The sequence below is a fragment of the Acinetobacter sp. GW821-FHT01C12 genome (assembly GCF_059422625.1).
In genome coordinates this window covers 281,041-302,390 of record NZ_JBWKXD010000003.1, presented here as the reverse complement: position 1 = coordinate 302,390, position 21,350 = coordinate 281,041, and the positions used below count along the sequence as shown (strand labels likewise).

General features: G+C 37.5%; 17 protein-coding genes and 1 pseudogene. 7 read left to right on the top strand and 11 right to left on the bottom strand.

Annotated features, from left to right (window positions below):
- Nucleotides 1–375 precede the first annotated feature (375 nt).
- The 3 genes from AC07WY_RS10645 (at nt 376) to AC07WY_RS10635 (ending at nt 4,901) form a co-directional block, all read left to right on the top strand.
- Nucleotides 376–3,246 carry a ribonucleoside-diphosphate reductase subunit alpha gene (locus AC07WY_RS10645; protein WP_081407422.1) on the top strand — a complete coding sequence of 957 codons (2,871 nt, stop codon included), beginning with the start codon at nt 376–378 and terminating at the stop codon, nt 3,244–3,246.
- A 98-nt stretch (nt 3,247–3,344) separates the two neighbouring features.
- Entirely contained in the window at nt 3,345–3,476 is a 132-nt protein-coding gene (locus tag AC07WY_RS10640; RefSeq protein ID WP_004722859.1) for a preprotein translocase subunit YajC, read from the top strand.
- A 141-nt stretch (nt 3,477–3,617) separates the two neighbouring features.
- Nucleotides 3,618–4,901, top strand: a complete 1,284-nt coding sequence (locus AC07WY_RS10635) for a ribonucleotide-diphosphate reductase subunit beta (protein ID WP_494736344.1) — start codon at nt 3,618–3,620, stop codon at nt 4,899–4,901.
- A 63-nt stretch (nt 4,902–4,964) separates the two neighbouring features.
- Here the strand turns inward: AC07WY_RS10635 and AC07WY_RS10630 are convergent, their stop codons facing one another.
- From AC07WY_RS10630 to AC07WY_RS10595, 8 genes are all read right to left on the bottom strand, one after another.
- Nucleotides 4,965–7,895, bottom strand: coding sequence for an SIR2 family protein (locus tag AC07WY_RS10630; RefSeq protein WP_494736343.1), 2,931 nt, complete (start codon nt 7,893–7,895; stop codon nt 4,965–4,967).
- Nucleotides 7,896–8,036: 141 nt separating this feature from the next.
- Nucleotides 8,037–8,219: a helix-turn-helix domain-containing protein gene (locus tag AC07WY_RS10625; RefSeq protein ID WP_494736342.1), complete on the bottom strand. Its 183-nt coding sequence runs from the start codon at nt 8,217–8,219 to the stop codon at nt 8,037–8,039.
- A 171-nt stretch (nt 8,220–8,390) separates the two neighbouring features.
- Nucleotides 8,391–8,945 carry a TetR/AcrR family transcriptional regulator gene (locus AC07WY_RS10620; protein WP_494736341.1) on the bottom strand — a complete coding sequence of 185 codons (555 nt, stop codon included), beginning with the start codon at nt 8,943–8,945 and terminating at the stop codon, nt 8,391–8,393.
- Nucleotides 8,946–9,581: 636 nt separating this feature from the next.
- The gene (locus tag AC07WY_RS10615) at nt 9,582–10,073 is read right to left on the bottom strand and encodes a flavin reductase (protein WP_004722874.1); all 492 of its coding nucleotides are present in this window, start codon (nt 10,071–10,073) and stop codon (nt 9,582–9,584) included.
- Nucleotides 10,074–10,268: 195 nt separating this feature from the next.
- Complete coding sequence (locus tag AC07WY_RS10610) at nt 10,269–11,297, bottom strand: methionine synthase (protein WP_004819267.1); 1,029 nt, start codon at nt 11,295–11,297, stop codon at nt 10,269–10,271.
- A gap of 28 nt (nt 11,298–11,325) precedes the next feature.
- Complete coding sequence (locus tag AC07WY_RS10605; protein ID WP_034610135.1) at nt 11,326–12,303, bottom strand: DUF1852 domain-containing protein; 978 nt, start codon at nt 12,301–12,303, stop codon at nt 11,326–11,328.
- 549 nt (nt 12,304–12,852) lie between these two features.
- A complete protein-coding gene (locus AC07WY_RS10600; protein ID WP_234622516.1) occupies nt 12,853–13,110 on the bottom strand; it encodes a Txe/YoeB family addiction module toxin in 258 nt (85 codons plus the stop codon).
- Nucleotides 13,107–13,361 (bottom strand): type II toxin-antitoxin system Phd/YefM family antitoxin, encoded by a 255-nt coding sequence (locus AC07WY_RS10595; protein WP_234622515.1) that lies wholly within the window; start codon nt 13,359–13,361, stop codon nt 13,107–13,109. Before AC07WY_RS10595 ends, AC07WY_RS10600 begins: the two co-directional genes overlap by 4 nt.
- 677 nt (nt 13,362–14,038) lie before the next feature.
- Between AC07WY_RS10595 and AC07WY_RS10590 the strand changes: the two genes are divergently transcribed.
- The 4 genes and pseudogenes from AC07WY_RS10590 (at nt 14,039) to AC07WY_RS10575 (ending at nt 17,288) form a co-directional block, all read left to right on the top strand.
- The gene (locus AC07WY_RS10590) at nt 14,039–14,830 is read left to right on the top strand and encodes a segregation and condensation protein A (RefSeq protein ID WP_151956826.1); all 792 of its coding nucleotides are present in this window, start codon (nt 14,039–14,041) and stop codon (nt 14,828–14,830) included.
- The gene (gene scpB / locus AC07WY_RS10585) at nt 14,827–15,417 is read left to right on the top strand and encodes an SMC-Scp complex subunit ScpB (protein WP_419334936.1); all 591 of its coding nucleotides are present in this window, start codon (nt 14,827–14,829) and stop codon (nt 15,415–15,417) included. The genes AC07WY_RS10590 and scpB overlap by 4 nt, the downstream gene beginning before the upstream one ends.
- Before the next feature lie 41 nt (nt 15,418–15,458).
- Nucleotides 15,459–16,346 (top strand): annotated as a pseudogene (rluB, locus tag AC07WY_RS10580) (23S rRNA pseudouridine(2605) synthase RluB); the annotation flags it as partial.
- A 507-nt stretch (nt 16,347–16,853) separates the two neighbouring features.
- On the top strand, nt 16,854–17,288 hold the full coding sequence (locus AC07WY_RS10575) for a hypothetical protein (protein WP_494736340.1): 435 nt from the start codon (nt 16,854–16,856) through the stop codon (nt 17,286–17,288).
- A 222-nt stretch (nt 17,289–17,510) separates the two neighbouring features.
- On the opposite strand, the gene AC07WY_RS10570 is transcribed toward AC07WY_RS10575, so the two are convergent.
- Genes AC07WY_RS10570 through AC07WY_RS10560 form a run of 3 tightly spaced genes read right to left on the bottom strand, consistent with a single transcriptional unit; the run spans nt 17,511 to nt 21,345 of the window.
- Entirely contained in the window at nt 17,511–19,247 is a 1,737-nt protein-coding gene (locus tag AC07WY_RS10570) for an ABC transporter ATP-binding protein (RefSeq protein ID WP_494736339.1), read from the bottom strand.
- A gap of 11 nt (nt 19,248–19,258) precedes the next feature.
- The gene (locus tag AC07WY_RS10565) at nt 19,259–20,398 is read right to left on the bottom strand and encodes an ABC transporter permease (protein ID WP_419257423.1); all 1,140 of its coding nucleotides are present in this window, start codon (nt 20,396–20,398) and stop codon (nt 19,259–19,261) included.
- 8 nt (nt 20,399–20,406) lie between these two features.
- A complete protein-coding gene (locus AC07WY_RS10560; protein WP_004722891.1) occupies nt 20,407–21,345 on the bottom strand; it encodes an ABC transporter permease in 939 nt (312 codons plus the stop codon).
- Nucleotides 21,346–21,350 lie beyond the last annotated feature (5 nt).

Below are 21,350 nucleotides of genomic sequence, written 5' to 3'. Positions count from 1 at the left end.
CAATACACATCATTTTTAAATTTCTTCAAGACAATCAATAGCTGGACTAATTTTTATACAAAATATTTCATTGTTCATATTCTGTCTCATCAGTTTATCGTTTTTTGAGTTATCCACACACTTATCTATAAGCACTCTGCGGAGTCTTTGCTATGCTATGTGCTTGTCTCATAAGGCATATAACAAAAATGACGCTTTGAGGTAAAAAGATGCAAATAAAAATTTACTTTTCAGGGATAAAATATTCTTGAAATGTCAATATTGATCTACCCTTAAAATTACCGTATCTTGTGTTCTAAATTAAATTAAACCACTAAGTATTGTGTTTAGTCCTCAAACATCGTGACAACAAATTTTGCAGTTTGTCCGATTCAAATGGTCCATAAACATAACAATGATGACAATGGAGCTACGCTGACAATGAACGCCATTACAACCCCTGGTCAACTACAAGTGATTAAACGCACTGGTGATGTTGCCGCTTTTGATGCAGATAAAATCTCTGTAGCAATTGGTAAAGCTTTTTTGGCTGTAGAAGGTCAACAAAGTGCAGATTCAAGCCGTATTCATGATCGCATCACTCAGCTCACAGAGATGGTGATGAATACTTTTAATCGTCGTTTACCTTCTGGCGGAACAATTCACATTGAAGAAATTCAAGACCAAGTTGAATTGGCGCTTATGCGTACAGGCGAACAAAAAGTTGCACGTGCATATGTGATCTATCGTGAACAACGTTCTGATGCACGTAAACAAACCGGTGCTCATCATCACCCAACCTTACAAATCACAGATGCGAACGGTCAGCTTCAGCCTCTAGATTTGGGCAAACTTCAAGCCACGATTGAAAAAGCAAGTGAAGGCTTAGAAGGCATCAATGTTCAAGCCATTGTCGATGAAACAGTTAAAAACTTATATAACGGTGTAAAACAGTCAGACATCTCAACCACAATGATGATGGCGACACGTACCCGTATCGAACAAGAACCAAACTATACTTATGTAACTGCACGTTTATTACGTGATGACTTGGTTGCGACAGGTTTAAAATTCTTAGGTTTAGCCACAGATACTATTGAAGGCGATGCGCTCGAAACTTATTTAAACAAAGGTATCGAGCTTGAGCTTCTCTCTCCTGAGCTTTTAAACTTTGACCTTGCGAAATTGGCAGCAGCGATCAAACCAGAACGTTCAAACCAATTTACCTATTTAGGTTTACAGACTTTATTTGACCGTTACTTCATTCATTCAAATGATGTACGTTTCGAACTTCCGCAATTGTTCTTTATGCGTGTTTCAATGGGACTTGCATTAAATGAAGAACAGCGTGAAGACCGTGCAATCGAATTCTATGACTTATTGTCTAGCTTCGATTATATGGCGTCTACACCGACACTGTTTAACTCAGGTACGTTACGCCCACAATTGTCGAGCTGTTACTTAACCACCATTCAAGATGATCTATACGACATCTATGGTGCGATGCGTGACAATGCCCTTCTTTCTAAATGGGCAGGTGGTTTAGGCAATGACTGGACACCAGTGCGTGCCTTGAACTCATATATCAAAGGTACCAATGGTAAGTCACAAGGTGTTGTACCTTTCCTTAAAGTTGCCAACGATACTGCTGTTGCAGTAAACCAAGGTGGTAAACGTAAAGGTGCAGTATGTGCATACCTTGAAACTTGGCACTTGGACATTGAAGAATTCCTAGAGCTTCGTAAAAACACTGGTGATGACCGTCGTCGTACCCATGACATGAACACGGCTAACTGGGTTCCAGATTTGTTTATGCAACGTGTGATTGAAGATGCTGAATGGACACTGTTCACGCCATCTGAAACGCCTGATTTGCATGATTTAACTGGCGGTGAATTTGCTGAACGCTATGCTTACTACGAAGGCATCGCAAAAGAAAACAACATGCTGCATAAGAAAATCCGTGCGAAAGACTTATGGCGCAAAATGTTATCGATGTTGTTTGAAACAGGTCATCCTTGGATCACATTCAAAGACGTATGTAACTTACGTTCACCACAACAACACGTAGGTGTAGTGCATTCATCTAACTTATGTACTGAAATCACTTTAAATACCAATAAAGATGAAATCGCAGTATGTAACTTAGGTTCAATCAACCTTGTACAACACGTTCAAGGTGGTGCTTTAGACCGTGAAAAATTAGCGCGCACAGTTAAAACTGCTGTTCGTATGCTCGACAACGTAATTGACATCAACTACTACGCAGTTGAACAAGCACGTAATTCAAATATGAAACACCGCCCTGTCGGTATGGGTATCATGGGCTTCCAAGATGCTTTATATGAATTGGGTATGGGTTATGGTTCTGATGCAGCGGTAGATTTTGCTGATGAATCGATGGAAGTAATCAGCTACTACGCGATTCAAACATCAAGCGACCTTGCTGTTGAACGTGGTGTGTATTCAACATTTAAAGGTTCATTGTGGGATCAAGGGATCCTGCCAATCGACTCTTTAGATATCGTTGCAAAATCACGTCCAGAGCGTATGTTTGAAGTTGACCGTACTCAACGTTTGGACTGGGATACATTACGTACTAAAGTTCAAAAAGACGGTATGCGTAACTCAAATGTGATGGCGATTGCACCTACAGCAACCATTTCAAACATTTGTGGCGTTTCACAGTCTATCGAACCGACGTTCCAAAACCTTTATGTAAAATCTAACCTTTCTGGTGAATTTACAGTGATCAACCCGTACTTGGTACGTGCGTTAAAAGATCGTGGTCTTTGGGACTCTGTGATGGTTAACGACTTGAAACACTTTGAGGGTTCAGTACAAAAAATTGCACGTATCCCTGAAGAGTTAAAAGCAATTTTTGCGACTGCATTTGAAGTCGATACACGTTGGATCGTAGATGCTGCATCACGTCGTCAAAAATGGATCGACCAAGCACAGTCATTGAACCTTTATATCGCTGGTGCAAATGGTAAGAAACTAGACATCACTTATAAGATGGCTTGGTTACGTGGTCTTAAAACCACTTATTACCTCCGTGCATTAGGTGCAACCTCTGCGGAAAAATCAACCATTAACACGGGTGCTTTAAACGCAGTAAAAGCAACAACTGTTGCTGCACCAGTGGCTGCGGTTGCTCAAGAAACCAAACCCGAAGCGCCTGCTGAAGAAGATGGTTTCGCTCAAGCAGCACCAGTACCACAAGCATGTTCAATCGACAATCCAGATTGTGAAGCTTGTCAGTAAGTAATCCTCCCCAATCCTCAAGGGGAATAAAGTCCCCCCTTTAAAAAAAGAGGGACTTAGGGGGATTCAAAAAATCTGAAATTATAAAAGGCGAAGAAATGTTCCATTTAAGTCATAACTATGAGTTAGGCGTAATCGTGCTGATCTTAGCCTTTTTAGTTTTTTACGTGCCTGCGGTCTATGCATTCTTTGCGATCCGTAAGCAGCAAAAGCGTAAGCAAAATAAGTAGTGTGGATATCTGTTCTTTCGAACAAGAACAAAACAACTATCGGCAAAACTTAATTTTGCTTGCACAGAATAAGCGTATAGTAGTGACATCTTCCATTGTGAGATGTCGAACATAGATATTAACAACGAAGAGAGAACAACGATGTCTATCCTAAGTTGGGACGATTTTGAAGATGATGAACAGAAACAAGCTGCACAAGCTCACCAGCCTGCGCCCGTCGAACAGAAAAAAACGACTGATTCGCAAGTGGTATCTGATACAAAGCAGTCATCGCAGAATGTGGCAACTACACAATCCACTGGAACCTATACAGCAAGATCAACAAATCCAACCGATTCGTTGGCAAGAGCATCTCACGCCTTAGAAAAGTTAGATGTTGCACCTGGCTTAGAAGAGCTTGAAATGGGTGCGCAACGTGTACAAGTTGATGATAAAGCCATGATCAACTGTCGCGCTGACTTAAACCAACTTGTACCGTTCAAATACGAGTGGGCTTGGCAAAAGTATCTAGACGGGTGTGCAAACCACTGGATGCCACAAGAAGTCAACATGAACCACGATATCGCACTTTGGAAGTCTGAAAATGGCTTAACCGAAGATGAGCGTACCATCGTGATGCGTTCATTAGGTTTCTTCTCTACTGCGGATTCTTTGGTTGCAAATAACTTGGTATTGGCGATTTACCGTCACATCACCAACCCTGAATGCCGTCAATACATCTTGCGTCAAGCATTTGAAGAAGCAATTCACACACATGCTTACCAATACTGTATCGAATCTTTAGGTATGGATGAAGGCGAAGTCTTCAACATGTACCGTGAAGTTCCGTCAGTTGCTCGTAAAGCAGCGTGGGGCTTGAAATATACTCAGTCTTTATGTGATCCAACCTTCCAAACTGGTACACCAGAAAACGATCAAATCTTACTGCGTAACTTGATCGCATTCTATTGCGTACTTGAAGGGATCTTCTTCTACTGTGGTTTCAGCCAGATCTTGTCTATGGGGCGTCGTAACAAGATGAATGGTGTTGCTGAGCAATTCCAATACATCTTACGTGATGAGTCTATGCACTTGAACTTTGGTATCGACATGATTAACCAAATCAAGATCGAAAATCCAAACTTGTGGACTGCTGAATTCCAAGAAGAAATCATTCAGATGATTCTTGAAGGTACTATGCTTGAAATCGAATATGCGCGTGACACAATGCCACGTGGTGTATTGGGTATGAACGCAGCGATGATGGAAGAATATTTAAAATTCATCTGTAACCGCCGTTTAGCACAGTTAGGTTTACCTGAGCAGTTTGCTGGTGTAAACAACCCATTCCAGTGGATGTCTGAAATGATGGACTTGCGTAAAGAGAAAAACTTCTTTGAAACGCGTGTAACTGATTATCAAACTGGTGGTGCGTTGAGCTGGTAAGAAGTGGCATATAAGTTGTCATTAAAAAAATAGAGCCTAATGGCTCTATTTTTTATATTCACCTTAAGAAAAACTATTAGTAAAATTTATATAGCCTTTCATGGCACCAAGGTTAGCCTGCTCTTTACAAAAATTAAAAATTTTCCACTGCGGGATATTTTCTATTTGTAAACGCAATTGACTATCAATAGAAACAAAATCTAAGTCATTTTTAAGTTTCTCCGCTTTAGGAGGAGCTGTTTTTTCCCAACGATCAATCGCTAAGTTAAAAAAATATAAAGAATTTATTTTCTCCTTGGAGGATTTTAATATATTAAATATCCATGAGGCAGCATAACCGATATTTAATATAGAATAACTATTATTCTCTTTAGCCAAAATACTTAAAGAAATATAATAGCAAGTTAATGCATTATCTTTATCGCCCAAAAATTCTAAACACCGACCTATATTTCCATAAAAATGACCACCTAAATCTTCATTAACATTATTTAATACATTTTCAAGTTGTTCACCTCTTAAAAAATGCTTTAAAGAATTTTGAACATTCTCTGTAGATCTAGAATCGCGATAGGCTAATGCAAGATTATGTCTTAATGATGAAATATCAGATACGCCTGATTCATCTAATAAGTGAACGCCATATTCACCAACTTCAATAGCCTCTTTGTACTTTTCTTGGAACCAAAAGCAATAACATTTTTCACTACAATATAAAAGATAGTGATTACTTTTCCCTGGTATTGCTTCTGAATAATCTTGTAAAAGACTTTCAGATTCTGTAAATAAACCAAATTGAGTTAAAGTAGTAGTCATTTTGAAAAATAAGCTGTGAAAATATGGATACTCATTATCAATGGCAGTTTTCCAACTTATAAAACCAAACAGCTTTTGTGAAACTCTTAAAAACTCTTCAGCATAACCTGCTGATAATATAGGAGAACTAACCTCCTCCAGAACAGTTAATGCAGTTAGATAATCAGCATTATTTATATGTAATTCAATCTTAGAAATCCAATTTTGAAAGTCTGAAAAACTCAAATTTTCATTTAACCGTGGCTTTAAAATATAAATAAATTTGTCATAGTACTGAACTAAAAGTGTTATAAATTTAGAACGCTCATTAGCAGGAAATTTAGAAACTATAAACTCTTTAACTAATGGGTGTAGTTCAACTAAATCCTCATTAAAATTAGATGATTTAAGTTCAATCAAATTTAGATTATTTAATACTCGGAAAGCTTTATCAAATTGATTGTTATTAAGTTCAGACTCCATAATTTTTTTAAGACTTGATATCGTCTCTGGTTTAACTGATTCAGCGACCCCTCGTAAAAGATTTTTTTGTTTTTCATTTAAAGAGTACCATACTTCATTTAATATTTTTTCAGATAGAATAGATGAAAAAGCTTCTTCATTAAAATTTGTTTTATCTTCAATACTTTTAACAAAAGCATTGACTGTATCTATTCCTCTTGATGCCTGTGCTGCTATTAGATTTATCCATAAAGGATGACCTTTAGTTAATTTATATGATTTTTGCGACAATTCATTCAATTGGCTACTATTAACAGAGATCTTATATAATTCAAAAATTTCAAAACATTCATCTTCTGAAAGACCATCAAGTTTTATTTGATAAAAATATGAACCTGCTTCTCTAATAAATGGTCTGCATGTAAAAATGAATTTTGAATTATGAGGTAATTCTTGTGCTTTTTCAAAAAAATATTTCATACTACCAGAAGGAGTAAAATACTCCAAGTCAATATAGCTATCAATGTTATCAAAAACAAATAAGATTCTTCTATCACTAAGATTTTTAAAAAATAAATCAATTAAATCATTTGTAGATAAATTATCATAATCTTTTATATCAAAATCACCACCCATTAATCGTTCAATTAAAGATATTAGCTTTGTTTGAAATCTATTTGTTTCCTCTTTAAAATCTCTCCAGTCGACAAACTCATATAAATCTTTTTGTAAAGAATCTTTTAAGATATATGCGGCTAATGCTGATTTTCCTTGTCCACCTATACCAGTAATAAAAATAACTTTAAATATTTCAACAGAAATATTTTGTACCTCTTTTTTCCTACCCACCCAAAACTTATTATTAGGTGGTATTTCTAATTCAAAATTTTTGACACTTCCTTTACTTGCATTTAAATTATTATCTTCTTCTATAGGTTTTTCACAACCTTGAGAAATAACTGGTGTTATTTTATTAACAATTTCACTTAAACAAAGATCTAGTTGATCAAAAGAATCTATTAAGATAGAAGTTATACGAGAATCCAACCCTAAAGGTCGTTCAGTTGTAATTAAAAAATGCTCTTGTGTATATCCATCATAGAGCTCATTAACAAAATTCATAACATGATTAATATATGGGTCGGACAAGCTAAATCCCAGAAAAAGAATTGATTTATCTGAAATTATTTTTTTTAGTTCAAATATTGAAGCCTCTTCCTTTAAGTTATAAAGAGAATTATATTGAGATGGGAAAAAAATACATTTATCAGGCTCACTAATATCACCATGAATTTTAAAAATATATTTCCCATAATCTGATAATTTAGAAACTTTATATCTATTATTATATGATATTTTCTCAAAATCTGGGTATTGTTTTTCTAATAAGTTATCATAATTTGTAGTAATAATTTTAGACGAAATATTACCTAAAAATTGATGTGTAGTAGATGGCTTTTTATCGTCATGAGACCTAATAACTTTATCTAGAATTTCAATTGCATGAACTTTTAAATTATCAATTTTATTAAGAACTTCCACAGGAGATAAAATATCATCTTTAATTGCAGATATATATTTATCACTTTTATCATTGTAGTCTCGTAAACCTTCAAGAATTTCTATTGTTAGATTACTCCAATTAGGCAAACCACAATTCATCGACAAACCAGCTCCGACAAAAATTACTAATTTATCATTTTGAGCTTTTGTTATTAAATTACCTGGTATCATCATGATGTTTAAAATTATATTATAAAATTGGTATCATTATAGATTAAATTTTATCTTTTAACACCTAACCATTTTAAAAATTCATATAAATTAACTAGAACTAGCCTCATAATTTATCAATATTTTCGATCATACTAATAAAGATTAATAGTTTATTTTTTTTGCAAAAAAATCCAACTCAATTACATCAAGTCTTCTTTCCAAAATTTCAACATTAGAGATATAAAATTGTGACTTATCCAACCGACATACAACCTCAACCTGAGTCACATTTTCGGACTCAAGAAGTTCTAGGTATTGATACCTAGGGGCAAGTATTGAGTGCATGGCTTGATACCATAATTTTATTAAAAATAAAGCCAAGCAATACTAGAATTTAAATCATTTAATTTTTTTGGGATAAACTCAAATCAAATAACGATAAAAGCTCAATTTAACTTTCAAAAAATATCCCTATCAATCATGAACAGAGATAGATCGATAAGCCCTCAAACAACACTACCCCAACCCATCCAAAAAACACCCCACCAACCTCTCCCGATCATCCACACTGTTTTCACCCTGAAGCTGAACCATTGCCCCATCAATCACAAACAAGAACATCTGCGCATCTTGTTTTGCAGCATTTGGATTGATTTTTAATAGCAATATATAAATTTCATAAATTAGCCAACTTCGATATTCAACCACGATCTGATAGGCATTCGGATAACACCTTTTTATTTCAAAAATTGCCTTAAACAACAAATGGTATAGCCCTTCTACATTGGCGTGTAGAAAGAAAATTCGCTTAAGCTTTTCATAAACAGTAAAGTCTCTCTGTCTATAAATCAACGCAAATACTTCTTCTTTCAATGCGTCTTTTTGAAAGGTTAAACTCCTTTCAATCAAACGTTCTTTAGAATGAAAGTATTTATAAAACGTGGCTTTAGTGATTTTGGCAGACTCACTAATACGATTAACCCCAACATGATGAAAACCGTATGTGTTGAAGAGGTTTCGTGAGGTGTCGAGCACCCTTAAAGCCCGAAATGAAATATATAAATTTGACATATATTTTCCATATAAAATATTTTTTGTTCTAATGAAATAAAACCACTCTCAATCTTGTTATAAACAAAGAAGCATCAAAGGCTTCAAAAGGTAAGCAGAGTGGATCTCAAGTTTTATTGTTGATATTTTTTAGGTATAACCAGCCAATGCCTAAAAGCCCAAAGGCTGTTAAACCGTGCTAAACACTAATCTGAAGGTGTACGAATAAAATACATGGCCAACTCCTGAACAATTCAAAATTCTGCCAATGTATAAAAATTATGGTGGCAGAACGAAAGAGGGTTGACAGACTGAACCTAAGAATCAGCACGCCCGAAGGCGTCCCCCTCCCGTCCTACCGCAACAAAAAGAGGGACGAACGAGTCTACATTAAAAAAACAAGTTTTTTCAATGCACTTAGGCAACGGTCTGTCAAAACCGACTGGCAATGTAGGCCAGCCAGCAAAGAATAATCGGAGATTTTTCGGGTGTCAATGTCGAATTTTATGTAAAACATTAAAATTATTATTATTTTTCAATCAATTAAACAATTGATTATGATTGTATTAAACCAGCGTATTTGATCAATTCAACCGATCAACACGCCTTATTATTTTTAGCTCTGGCATAAGGCGTAAACCAAAAAGCAAACTGGCGTTAAGCAACCTCGGTCTGCCCAACATGATGATAAGAACGATTAAAATAAACCAAGCTTTGATCATGTTCACTTTGTTGAATCGCCACGATACGACAAATAAAAATCGTATGTGTTCCGACTTCTTGAATTTGCTCAATCTCACAATCAAAATTCACCAAAGCATCATCTAAAACTGGTGCGCCAGTTTCTAATTCTGTCCAAACGCCATGTTTAAATCGTTCTTCTGGGCTTAATTTAGACGAAAACGCTTTAGAAATATGCTGATGATGTGCACTTAAAACATTTACAGTTAAAATTTTATTTTCAACAAAATGCACATGCGAACTCGCCGCTTTATTCATACAGACCAATAAAGTCGGAGGTGAATCCGTCACACTACATACGGCAGACGCAGTAAATCCGTAACGACCAGACAAACCTGTCGTGGTAATGACACTGACTGCACTGGTCAACAAAGACATTGCATTTCTAAAGTCTGTTGCTTCAATCATTTCATTGTTCCTAAATTGAACCGTACTTTTTTAGATTTAGCATTACCCTGCTATTCCGTCATGTAGGCACTGCATCTGGATGAGTTTCTCAGTAGAACAGATGTTCTCTAAATTGTGATCAGGGTTTCCCGTTGGGTCTTGGATATCCATTCACCCAAACAGGTCACCCTTTTTACACCACAATATCGTTGAATACTAGCGGCTAAGTTCTTTACGAACGATTTCTGCGCCAGCACTTAAGGCATTAAGTTTGCCTCTTGCAACTTCACGAGATAAAGGAGCCATACCACAGTTGGTCGATGGATAAAGCTTATCTGCATCTACAAACTGAAGTGCTTTTCGTAATGTGTTGGCAACTTCTTCTGCTGTCTCAATGGTATTGGTTGCCACATCAATAGCACCAACCATTACTTTCTTACCACGGATCAATTCGATTAAATCCATTGGTACACGAGAGTTTTGGCATTCTAAAGAAACGATATCAATTTTAGATTGTTGAAGTTTAGGGAACGCTTCTTCATATTGACGCCATTCTGAACCTAAAGTCTTTTTCCAATCTGTATTGGCTTTGATGCCATAACCATAGCAAATATGCACCGCAGTTTCACATTTAAGCCCTTCAAGTGCTCTTTCTAAAGTCGCAACACCCCAGTCGTTGACTTCATCAAAAAACACATTAAATGCAGGTTCATCAAATTGGATAATATCCACACCCGCAGCTTCTAACTCTTTGGCTTCTTCATTGAGGATTTTGGCAAATTCCCAAGCAAGTTTTTCACGGCTTTTATAGTGCGCATCATACAGCGTATCAATCATGGTCATTGGACCAGGCAACGCCCATTTAATCGGCTGATTGGTTTGTTGACGTAAAAACTTGGCATCATCAACAAAAACAGGCTTTTGACGAGACACAGCACCGACAACAGTTGGTACGCTTGCATCATAGCGATTACGAATGCGTACAGTCTCACGTTTCTCAAAATCAACACCATTCAGATGCTCAATAAACGTGGTAACAAAGTGTTGGCGCGTTTGTTCGCCATCACTAACAATATCGATTCCAGCGTGTTGTTGCTCTTGCAATGACAAGCGTAAAGCATCTTGTTTGCCTTCAATTAATTGCTCATCTTGTAATTTCCAAGGTGACCAAAGTTTTTCAGGCTCAGCAAGCCAAGAAGGTTTTGGTAAGCTGCCAGCAGTTGAAGTCGGTAATAATATTTTCATAATCAATAATCTTGTCTATTTAGGTAAATTAAGCAACGTAATTTGCAGACCACTGCTCAAGGATATGTTTGTATGGCTTGATGAACTGCTCTTCAGTAAATTTTCCTTGCTTAATCGCCAACTGGCCACGCTCTTCTCGGTCATACACAATACGAGTAAGTGAATAATCCTGATGCTTTAAACTTGGTTGGTAAGATTTACCTGCCACAGAATTCGCGTTGTAAATCTCAGGTCGGTAAATCTTTTGGAAGGTTTCCATAGTGCTGATAGTCCCGATCAACTCAAGGTTAGTGTAATCACTCAACAAATCACCACGGAAGTAAAATGCCAAAGGCGCAACACTATTAGGCGGCATAAAATAACGAACCTGCAAACCCATTTTTCCGAAGTATTCATCTGTTAATGAATATTCATCTTGCAGATATTCAACACCCAATACTGGATGCACATTTGCAGTACGGTGATACACCTTGCTACTTGAAACACTAAGACAAATCACAGGTGACTTTTTAAAGTTTTCTTTATACGCATTTGAATTTACAAATGCGTTGAAAATCTTCCCATGAAGCTCACCATAGTTTTCTGGCAGGCTAAATTGATCTTTATTTTTATTATGTTCTAACAGCAATACGCTAAAATCATAATCACGCACATAAGAAGAAAAATTGTTGCCCACAATACCTTCAATACGTTGATTATTTTTGTGATCAACAATATTGGTTTTCAATATTTCAATCGTAGGGAAAGTCTCACCGTTGCCTTCGATATCAATATCAACTGAAATGATTTCGAGCTCAACAGAATAACGATCTGCTTCTGGATTATCCCAATGCGCTAAGGCATTAAAACGATTGTCAATCATCGTTAGGGTATTGCGCAAATTGTCATGGCGACTCTCACCTCTTGCTAAATTGGCAAAGTTGGTTGTGATACGCGTATTATTAGAGGGATGATAGTTTTCGTCGAAACTAATGCTCTTAATCGTAAATGTAAAATCTTTACTCATGATGATCTGATACCCTAATTTCTGAAATAAACCTGAATTTTTTTCATGCTCTTTCTGAACCATCCAATTTATCTTTGGATCTATCCAGTCAATAGTATTTCCCGTATTTTCTGACTTGTACTTGGTCGCTCAATTCAGAATCAACGATAATCTTGTCTATCGTGAAGCGCTTGGTGTAATTTATACCGCAATCCGTACATGAATAAAAATGATATAATTTCACAAAAAAGTGAACCAAATTCATGTTTAGGAGTGAGCAACATGAATAAATGGATTGTGAGGCTGGGATGTTTGATCAAAACTCAATAGATGAGTGACCAAAAATGCTGTTAAAAGTGTATACAAACAAATTGATGTGATTGCTAATATGTTGCGCCGTATTGTGTTGGTTGCTATTTGGCTTTTTTCTTGGCTTAGTGAATTAAGAAGAAATGAAGATCGAAAGTATTATTTTGATTGTGGGGCTGTTAGGTAAAAGTCAACTATTCAAAGATTCTAATAACTTCAAATTTTCATATGCTGTCACACATTTTTTTATTAATTTTACAGTTAACTATAATGATAGCGACACATCGCAATGATAATTGAATCTGATGTAACCTTATAAACGATGCGATTTTCTTGATCAATACGCCTTGACCAATAGCCTGCTAAATCATGTTTGAGCGGTTCAGGTTTACCAATTCCATCAAAGGGTGAACGTTTAATGTCTTTAATCAATGCATTAATTCTTTTTAGTGTTTGCTTATCTGTAGATTGCCAGTATAGGTAATCATCCCAAGCTTGATCACTCCAACTTAGAATCATTCTTCAATCAGCTCTCGATTCATTGTTTTACCTGCTTCAATCTGGGCAATTGAGTCACGCAATCTCTTTGCGTTCGCAGGGCTTTTAAGAAGATGTGCTGTTTCTTCATAGGCATTAAAATCATCTAAGCTAATCAATACAGCCGTTTGATTGTTCTGTCTAGTAATCAATACAGGAGAATGATCATCGATGACCCCATCCAGTACAGTTGCTAAGTTCTTTCGGAGATCAGAATAAGTTACAACTTTCATTGCCGCCCCTTTTATTTTGAGTACAATTTATTGTACTTATTTTAGTACATGGTTATAAATTATTCAATCTATTCAGCAACTACTTTATTTGTATTTTGAACAAATTCACCACACAGTCCAAACAAAAATAAGAGGGGAGGTTTATATAAGAATATGCAACTTATCTTTGGTTAATTTATTTCATATTTATAGTCTTAAACGCTTTCGCTGAGATGTTTATACGCCATCCATTTATATCCAAAATCAACTAAATAACATCATAATATTTTGGGCAAAATTATAATTTTAAGCATGCAATAATAGAGTCAGTATCATTTTGCAAAGAATAGATTGAAAGTAAAAAAATCTAACAATTCAAACTCACCCAACATATAAAGTTGATCCACTTCACATTATGCGATTAAAATTTGGATAAATTTTTTCTTAAAAATATATAAAAATTTACAATAAAAATGAGTAACTTAGTCGAGTTCAATCATTACAAAACGAAATATTCCCTATTTATTTTCAGGTTTTTTTATGGTTTTTATAATTAAACAATGTATTCCTCTTAACTTTTCCATTAAAATAAGCCAAATATCTTTTTGTAATTCGTCACCACCCTCTCCTATTGTACCTATTGAGTGGTAACACGAATAAAACATGCCTTTGAAAATTCGCGTGGCTAATAAACTGTAATGACTCAAGCAACTCAGCATCCTATGGAATCCATTTCCAACATCCGTGTATTGGATGAATGGCAAGAAGAAATTCCAGAGGATTTATATATTCCTCCTGCTGCATTCGAAATTCTGCTTGAACATTTCGAAGGACCACTCGACTTTTTAATTTATCTGATTCAAAAAAATGGTTTCGATCTTTTACAGTTAGATATTGCCCCGATTGCAACACAATACTTGTCTTATATGGACGGTATGAAATCGTTAAATATCGAGTTAACCGCTGACTATATGGTAATGGCAGCATTATTGGCAGATTTAAAATCTCGCTTGTTATTGCCAAAACCCAAAACCATTCATATTGAAAAAGATCCAAAACAGGAATTAATCGATCGCTTAGAAACCTATTTACGGATTAAAAAAGCAGCTGAACGTTTAGGCCAGATGCCTGTTTTAGACCGAGATACTTTTGCGACCCATGTTGCGATTGGTCATATTCCAAAAGTGTATGAAGGTTATGAGGTTGAGATGTTAAAAGATGCCTTGTATTGCATTTTTAACCGTCCTGAACCCGTAACCCATAAGATTGAACAAGAACCTGTATTACTTGAAGAACGCATTGCTTATATCGAATATATGATTGAATCTGGAGAAGTTCTCAGTTTCCAAGAATTACTCAAGCCAAACCAAGGTCGAATGGGCATGGTGGTTACATTTATGGCAATCTTGGAGCTGACTCGTCAGCAAAAAGTCCAAATTATTTCTTCTGGTGTTGAGGCCCCGCTTGCAATTCAAGGAGCAACGGCATGACCATTGATCAAAATAATGCCTTTAATATTGATGAATTACATCACGAAGTTCTGATGCAACTTGAAGCGATTATCTTTGCAAGTGATGCCCCTGTATCGCTTGCTCGCTTAAAAGAAGCATTTCAAAATCAGTATTCTAAACAACAGTTGCAACAGTATTTACAGCAATTGTCTGTGTTACAACATGGTCGTTCAATCGAACTTGTCGAAACCGCACAAGGTTATCGTTTTCAAGTGCGGGCAAAATACCGCAACGTGATTGCGCAAGTTTGGCCAGATCGACCAACTCGATTATCGCCGTCACTGTTAGAAACAGTTGCAGTGATCGCTTATCATCAGCCAGTAACCCGTGCTGATATTGAGCAAATACGAGGGGTTACAAATAATAGTCAAATACTCAGGACTTTGTTTGATTGGAACTGGATTAAAGAATCTGGTTACCGAGAACTCCCAGGTAGACCCGCGTTGTTAGTGACAACGCCACAATTTTTAAATGCTTTTGGTCTAGTGTCTTTAGATCAATTGCCTCCCCTACAGGATGCCAAGGAAGCTTTTATGATTTTGGATGCGCAAGCTGCCAAGTCTTAAATAGGTGCACTGTTGATGATTATTTCTAAGGTTATGCTGTCATGAGTGAAAAATTGCAAAAGGTACTCGCACGAGTGGGTTTGGGCTCTCGCCGTTATATGGAAGAGGTCATTGCCGCTGGTCGTGTAAGTGTCAATGGGCAGGTTGCTCAAGTGGGCGAACGTATTGAACCAGGTGATGAGCTTCGCATCGATGGTCGTAAAGTTCAGTTCCAAATTGAAGACGAAATTCGTCGTCGTGTATTGATTTACTACAAACCTGAAGGTGAAATCTGTTCTCGTAATGATCCAGAATCTCGCCCGACTGTGTTTGATCACTTACCCCCGATTTCCAATGACCGTTGGGTGATGGTGGGTCGTCTAGATATCAACTCAACAGGTTTATTACTTTTTACAAATGATGGTGAACTTGCCAATCGTTTAATGCATCCCTCAAATGAAATCGAACGTGAATATGCAGTTCGAGTCATGGGTGAAGTAACGCCTCAACTCAAAAACAACATGACAAATGGCGTTGTTTTAGATGATGGTCCAGCAAAATTTGAATCTTTCTCTGAAATTGGTGGTGAAGGGATCAATCGCTGGTACCAAGTCGTTGTAAAAGAAGGTCGTAACCGTGAGGTTCGCCGTATTTTTGAATCACAAGGTCTAAAAGTAAGTCGCTTGCTCCGTACTCGTTACGGTACTGTGATTTTGCCTCGTGAACTTCGTACAGGTCGTTGGATGGAACTTGATAAAACTGATATCGATAATTTAACCAAAGCTGTTGAACTGAAACCACGTCAAGGTACAGGTTTATTTGGTATGGCAAAACGTCGTACTGAACGTATGCAAGATAAACCTATGGCTGCGCGTCGTGGTGGATTCCTGCGTCAACAACGTCGTGATAGCGAAGGTGATGAAGCTCACAACCATCAAAATGATCGTCGTGATGCTCAGCCAAGTGCAAATCAATATGGTCAAAATCGCACTGAAAACCGTACTGACAATCGCAATGAACGCTCAGAAAACCGCTTTAATAAAGCACGTTCTGGTGGCAACAGCTACAACAATGACCGTGCTGACAACCGTGGTAATAGTTTTAATAGCAACCGTTCTGAAAACCGTTATGGCAATCAACAAAACCGTAATCGTTCAGAAGGTCGTTATAATCCAAACGAGCGTCTAGATCGTTCAGATCGCCAAGAACGTAGTGAACAACCTGAAAAGAAAAAACCATTTGTTGTGACAAAAGGTTTTAAAAAGTTCTAAGTTCTGAATAGACTTAAAGAGCAAAAGCCACTATTTTTAAATAGTGGCTTTTTTTTCGTTTAAACTATGCGCTACATCATGCATTAAGGTTTAAATATATTCCTGTAGGCTATGCCTCAGCTTGTGTTATAAACAAAACAGTGCAAAACCCTTTAAGCAATATGATCTTAATATGGTAATAACAATATGAATAAAAAATACCTGATCCTCATTCCCTTATTTCTTATCTGGTTTATTGCGTCTATATCGATAGCATATCAAGGGCTGTTTTATTCAGAGTATCTGATCAATTTTCTTAGAAAGAAACCACAGGATTATGGTTACCCACTTTTTCAGGTTGTCATTTTATGCTCAATTTATGGCCTATGGATGTGGAGCTATGCCTATTTACTTTGCTCAGAAACAGCCATTCGCAGACCATTTCTTAGCTATACAGTCTGTTCAATCTTACCGATTGTTATTCCAGTCTATGGTGTAATAATACTGATTTACTCACCACCTGATATAATCACTTTTATTCTAATCAGTTGTGCAACCAGCCTATTTCATTTTCTATTACTGCCTATTCTTATGCCTATCTATCGTAAGTATATTTCTCCTAAACAAAACGCATCAGTTTAATCGTGTTATATATCAATAAAAATACTCCTTACGCTACTACGACTGTTGCTCTCCCACTTAGAAAAAGAGGGAGAGCTAGCTGAGACTAAATTAATTAACTTTAGTAATACAAAACCCCCTCCTTTTTCAAAGGTGAGAAGTATCAACTTCGCAAAGAGGAAGATTTAAAATCCTTAACGGACTGGCAGCAACTAAATCCAGCAGCTCTCACATAGCAAAAATCTAGACAACCTGTCTGGTTCCTTGTGGAATTGAACTCAGTAAGCGTTTGGTATAGTCATGTTGTGGTGATTGATATAACTCATCCGAATTGGCGATTTCAACAATATCACCATGGTTCATCACCATAATTTGATCCGAAATATATTTCACCACAGACAAATCATGTGAAATAAAAATATAACTTAAGCCAAATTCATCTTGTAGATCTTGAAGTAAGTTTAGGACTTGTGCTTGAACCGATACATCAAGTGCCGATACCGATTCATCACAGATTAAAATTTCAGGTTTTAAAGTTAAACAGCGTGCTATTGCAATACGTTGACGTTGCCCCCCAGAAAACTCATGCGGATAACGATCAAAGGCTTGCGCAGGTAAGCTTACTCTTTCCAGTAATTCTAAAGCCATCTTTTTACGTTCAGTATCATTTGCACCAATTTTATGAACTTGCATCGGCTCCATCAAAATTTGCCCCACGGTAAAACGCGGATTAAGTGAGGCATAGGGATTCTGAAAGATAATCTGAATCTTACGTTGATACTGGGCAAACTCTTTTTCAGACATTGCCAAAATATCTTTACCTTGAAATAAAGCTTGGCCGCCAGAAGCTTGCTGCAAACGCATCAACAATAAACCAATGGTGGTTTTACCTGAGCCAGACTCCCCAACGAGCCCTAAAGTCTTCCCTTTCGCCAGTTGGAAAGATGCCCCTTTGACTGCCTGAAATTCATCTTTGCCAAATAGCCCTTTACGGCTAAAAAATGATTTTTTTAAATCACGCACATCTAAAATAATTTCTTCACCGCCAACTAGGCCGCGCTTGCGCTCCGCAAAATCCACCTCAGGCAAACTCACTGCCTCAGTCACTGGCACATCTTGGGCTTGCATAAAATCACTAATGACTGGTAAACGATATGGACGATGCGAAAGTTGCGGACGGCATAATAATAATGCTTTGGTATAAGCATCTTGTGGCTGTTCTAAAACAGCTTTTGCTAAACCTTGTTCACGAATTTCACCATGACGCATCACAATCACTTCATCGGCAATTTCACTCACCAATGCCAAGTCATGGGTAATAAACAACATCGACATTTGACGGCGCTTACGTAAAGCCTCCAACAAATCCAATATTTGTTTTTGGATGGTGACATCTAATGCTGTGGTCGGCTCATCAGCAATCAGTAATTTGGGTTCACAGGCGATTGCCATGGCAATCATGACCCGTTGCTGTTGACCACCAGACAGTTGACTGGGGTAAGCATCAATCTTGCTTTCAGGGGATGGAATCCCAACTTCAGTGAGTAATTCCAAAGTACGTTGTCGTGCTTGTTTACGCCCCATATTTAAATGAATACGCATAATTTCAGCGATTTGATCACCCACTGTAAACACAGGATTAAGTGATGACATCGGTTCCTGAAAAATCATAGCAATGTCTTTACCACACATTGCACGCATTTGTTTACTGCTTAAACTGAGTAAGTCTTTGCCTTCAAAAATAATTTTACTGTTTTCAGCAATACGAGATTGGCCTTTGGGTAATAAACCCATAGTTGCCAATGAAGTTACTGATTTGCCACTGCCAGATTCCCCAACCAAGGCCACGGTGGTATTGGCAGGAATCTGAAATGAAATACCTTTTACGGTTTCAATAAATTGCTTATTTTCACCCTTAAAACTCACACTCAGATTTTCAACACTGAGTAGCACAGGAGGTGTCGCTTGTTGTTCTGACATCTTTAAGCTCCTTATTTTAGTTTAGGGTCTAATGCATCACGCAATGCATCTGTAAACATTGAAAATGCGGTCACAAGCACGGCCATGGCTACTGAGGCTGCCACCAATTGCCACCATTTACCTAAAATCAGCTCACTTTGCGCTTCATTCAACATACTGCCCCATGACACCACACCCACAGGTACACCAAAGCCCAAGAAGCTTAAAATCACTTCAGACTTAATAAATGCAACCACCAAGATCGACATCTGAACCAAAGCAATATGGCTTACATTAGGGAAAATATGCACAAACATCCGTCGGGTATTACTGACACCAATCGCTTTGGCTGCCAGCACATACTCGCGTGAATTATGTTTCATATATTCAGCACGAATTAAACGAAATACCCCAGTCCAACCCGTTAATCCAAGAATTAAAACAATGGAAAGAATGCCCTTTTGTTGCAATACAGCTGCAATCGCCAACACCAACAATAGATAAGGTATCGAGGTAAAAATGTTATAAAACCAGTTTAGAACATCATCGACCCAACCACCAAAGTAACCAGCAATTGCCCCTAAGAATGTGCCGATTACCACGGCCAATAACGCCGAGACCAAGCCCACAATAATTGACGTTTCTGCGCCTTTAATGGTTTTGAGTACAACATCCTGTCCCCATTTATCCGCACCAAAAGGCAAGGTTTGTTTGAGTTCACTTTGCTGATCAAGTAAATGCCCACCCAATTGCTGATCAATAGCTTTCATATCTTCTGCAAGCGGATCTTGAATACCGTAGTAGTCAATCGCGCCACCTGAAGCTTGTTCTGTTGCAATTTCAGTATTTAACTCCTTGATCACATCTTTTAAAGGATCAACAGGATTTTCAGGTAAGGCCTCTACAGTTGCGGCTTTCTTTGCAGAATCTTGTGTATTTTGATCTGCCCCGATAAATGTAGGTGGCGCATAACTCACAGCTACTTCTTTATTCCAATTTGATGCAACCACACCCGTCATGGAGAGTACCAATATGATGAAATAACACAGCAACACCAATAACGACAGCATAGCGATACGATCTGCTTTTAAACGTCGCATTGCCAATCGCCATAAACCGGGAGAAGTCTGTTGTTCTTGGGCGTCTACTTTTTTCGATAAAATTCCGAGCATCATCCCACCTACTTCAACTGTACGCGTGGATCAACCACTTTATAAATCAAATCAGCGATCAGGTTAAAAATCATGGTCGCAGCGGCAACATAGACCGTGATTGCCTTAATCACTGGAAAGTCGCTTCGTTCTACTGCAATAATGACTTCTCGCCCAATCCCCGGAATACCAAAAAATCGCTCAATTAAAAATGCCCCAATCAATAACGCTGGCAGGCTCGACATCACATCGGTAATAATCGGAATAGATGCATTACGCAGCACATGTACGCCTAAAATACGTCCCTCACCGACCCCTTTTGCCCGTGCAGTACGGACATAGTCCTGATTGACTTCATCCAAGACAAAGCTACGGTATAGACGTAAAGTCGGTGCAATACTCACCACCAACATGATTAAGATCGGCAATAGTGCGTATTGCAATAGATTTTCACTGAGACTATCACTCCAACCTTGTACAGGGAACCATCCCAGCTTATAGGCAAGACCGTATTGAAATACGATGATATAGACCAAAATACTGATCGACATCCCAATGGTACATAACAACATCACCATACGATCCGTCAATGAACCACGTACAGATGCAACAGCCAAGGCCAGAATGATTGAAATCACGGTTTGTAAAATTGTCAGTGGAATGATGATGGTCAGCGATGGACCTAAACGGGTCAGGATAATGTTTGAAACCGATTCCCCAGTACTCCAGCTATTGCCATAATCAAAAGTCAGGATTTGCTTAATAAAAATCCACAATTGAACGTAATATGGTTGATCTACCCCAAGTTGCTGACGAATATTTTCAATCTGTTCAGGGTTTGCCATTTTTCCAGCAAGGATATAAGCAGGATCTCCGCCAACCCAGTTAAATAGAAAGAAAATCAGCAACACGACTCCCAACATGGTCGGAATCATTTGCCATATACGGCGCGTGATATATGCCAGCATAGTTC

What these genes read in the sequence shown, in the direction of transcription:
- AC07WY_RS10590 (WP_151956826.1), top strand. Translation starts at nt 14,039, where the DNA reads ATGACTCAAGCAACTCAGCATCCTATGGAATCCATTTCCAACATCCGT.
- AC07WY_RS10605 (WP_034610135.1), bottom strand. Translation starts at nt 12,303, where the DNA reads ATGAGTAAAGATTTTACATTTACGATTAAGAGCATTAGTTTCGACGAA.
- AC07WY_RS10575 (WP_494736340.1), top strand. Translation starts at nt 16,854, where the DNA reads ATGAATAAAAAATACCTGATCCTCATTCCCTTATTTCTTATCTGGTTT.
- AC07WY_RS10625 (WP_494736342.1), bottom strand. Translation starts at nt 8,219, where the DNA reads ATGCACTCAATACTTGCCCCTAGGTATCAATACCTAGAACTTCTTGAG.
- AC07WY_RS10565 (WP_419257423.1), bottom strand. Translation starts at nt 20,398, where the DNA reads ATGCTCGGAATTTTATCGAAAAAAGTAGACGCCCAAGAACAACAGACT.
- AC07WY_RS10560 (WP_004722891.1), bottom strand. Translation starts at nt 21,345, where the DNA reads ATGCTGGCATATATCACGCGCCGTATATGGCAAATGATTCCGACCATG.
- AC07WY_RS10570 (WP_494736339.1), bottom strand. Translation starts at nt 19,247, where the DNA reads ATGTCAGAACAACAAGCGACACCTCCTGTGCTACTCAGTGTTGAAAAT.
- AC07WY_RS10630 (WP_494736343.1), bottom strand. Translation starts at nt 7,895, where the DNA reads ATGATGATACCAGGTAATTTAATAACAAAAGCTCAAAATGATAAATTA.
- AC07WY_RS10600 (WP_234622516.1), bottom strand. Translation starts at nt 13,110, where the DNA reads ATGATTCTAAGTTGGAGTGATCAAGCTTGGGATGATTACCTATACTGG.
- AC07WY_RS10635 (WP_494736344.1), top strand. Translation starts at nt 3,618, where the DNA reads ATGTCTATCCTAAGTTGGGACGATTTTGAAGATGATGAACAGAAACAA.
- AC07WY_RS10640 (WP_004722859.1), top strand. Translation starts at nt 3,345, where the DNA reads ATGTTCCATTTAAGTCATAACTATGAGTTAGGCGTAATCGTGCTGATC.
- AC07WY_RS10610 (WP_004819267.1), bottom strand. Translation starts at nt 11,297, where the DNA reads ATGAAAATATTATTACCGACTTCAACTGCTGGCAGCTTACCAAAACCT.
- AC07WY_RS10620 (WP_494736341.1), bottom strand. Translation starts at nt 8,945, where the DNA reads ATGTCAAATTTATATATTTCATTTCGGGCTTTAAGGGTGCTCGACACC.
- AC07WY_RS10595 (WP_234622515.1), bottom strand. Translation starts at nt 13,361, where the DNA reads ATGAAAGTTGTAACTTATTCTGATCTCCGAAAGAACTTAGCAACTGTA.
- AC07WY_RS10615 (WP_004722874.1), bottom strand. Translation starts at nt 10,073, where the DNA reads ATGATTGAAGCAACAGACTTTAGAAATGCAATGTCTTTGTTGACCAGT.
- AC07WY_RS10645 (WP_081407422.1), top strand. Translation starts at nt 376, where the DNA reads ATGGTCCATAAACATAACAATGATGACAATGGAGCTACGCTGACAATG.
- scpB (WP_419334936.1), top strand. Translation starts at nt 14,827, where the DNA reads ATGACCATTGATCAAAATAATGCCTTTAATATTGATGAATTACATCAC.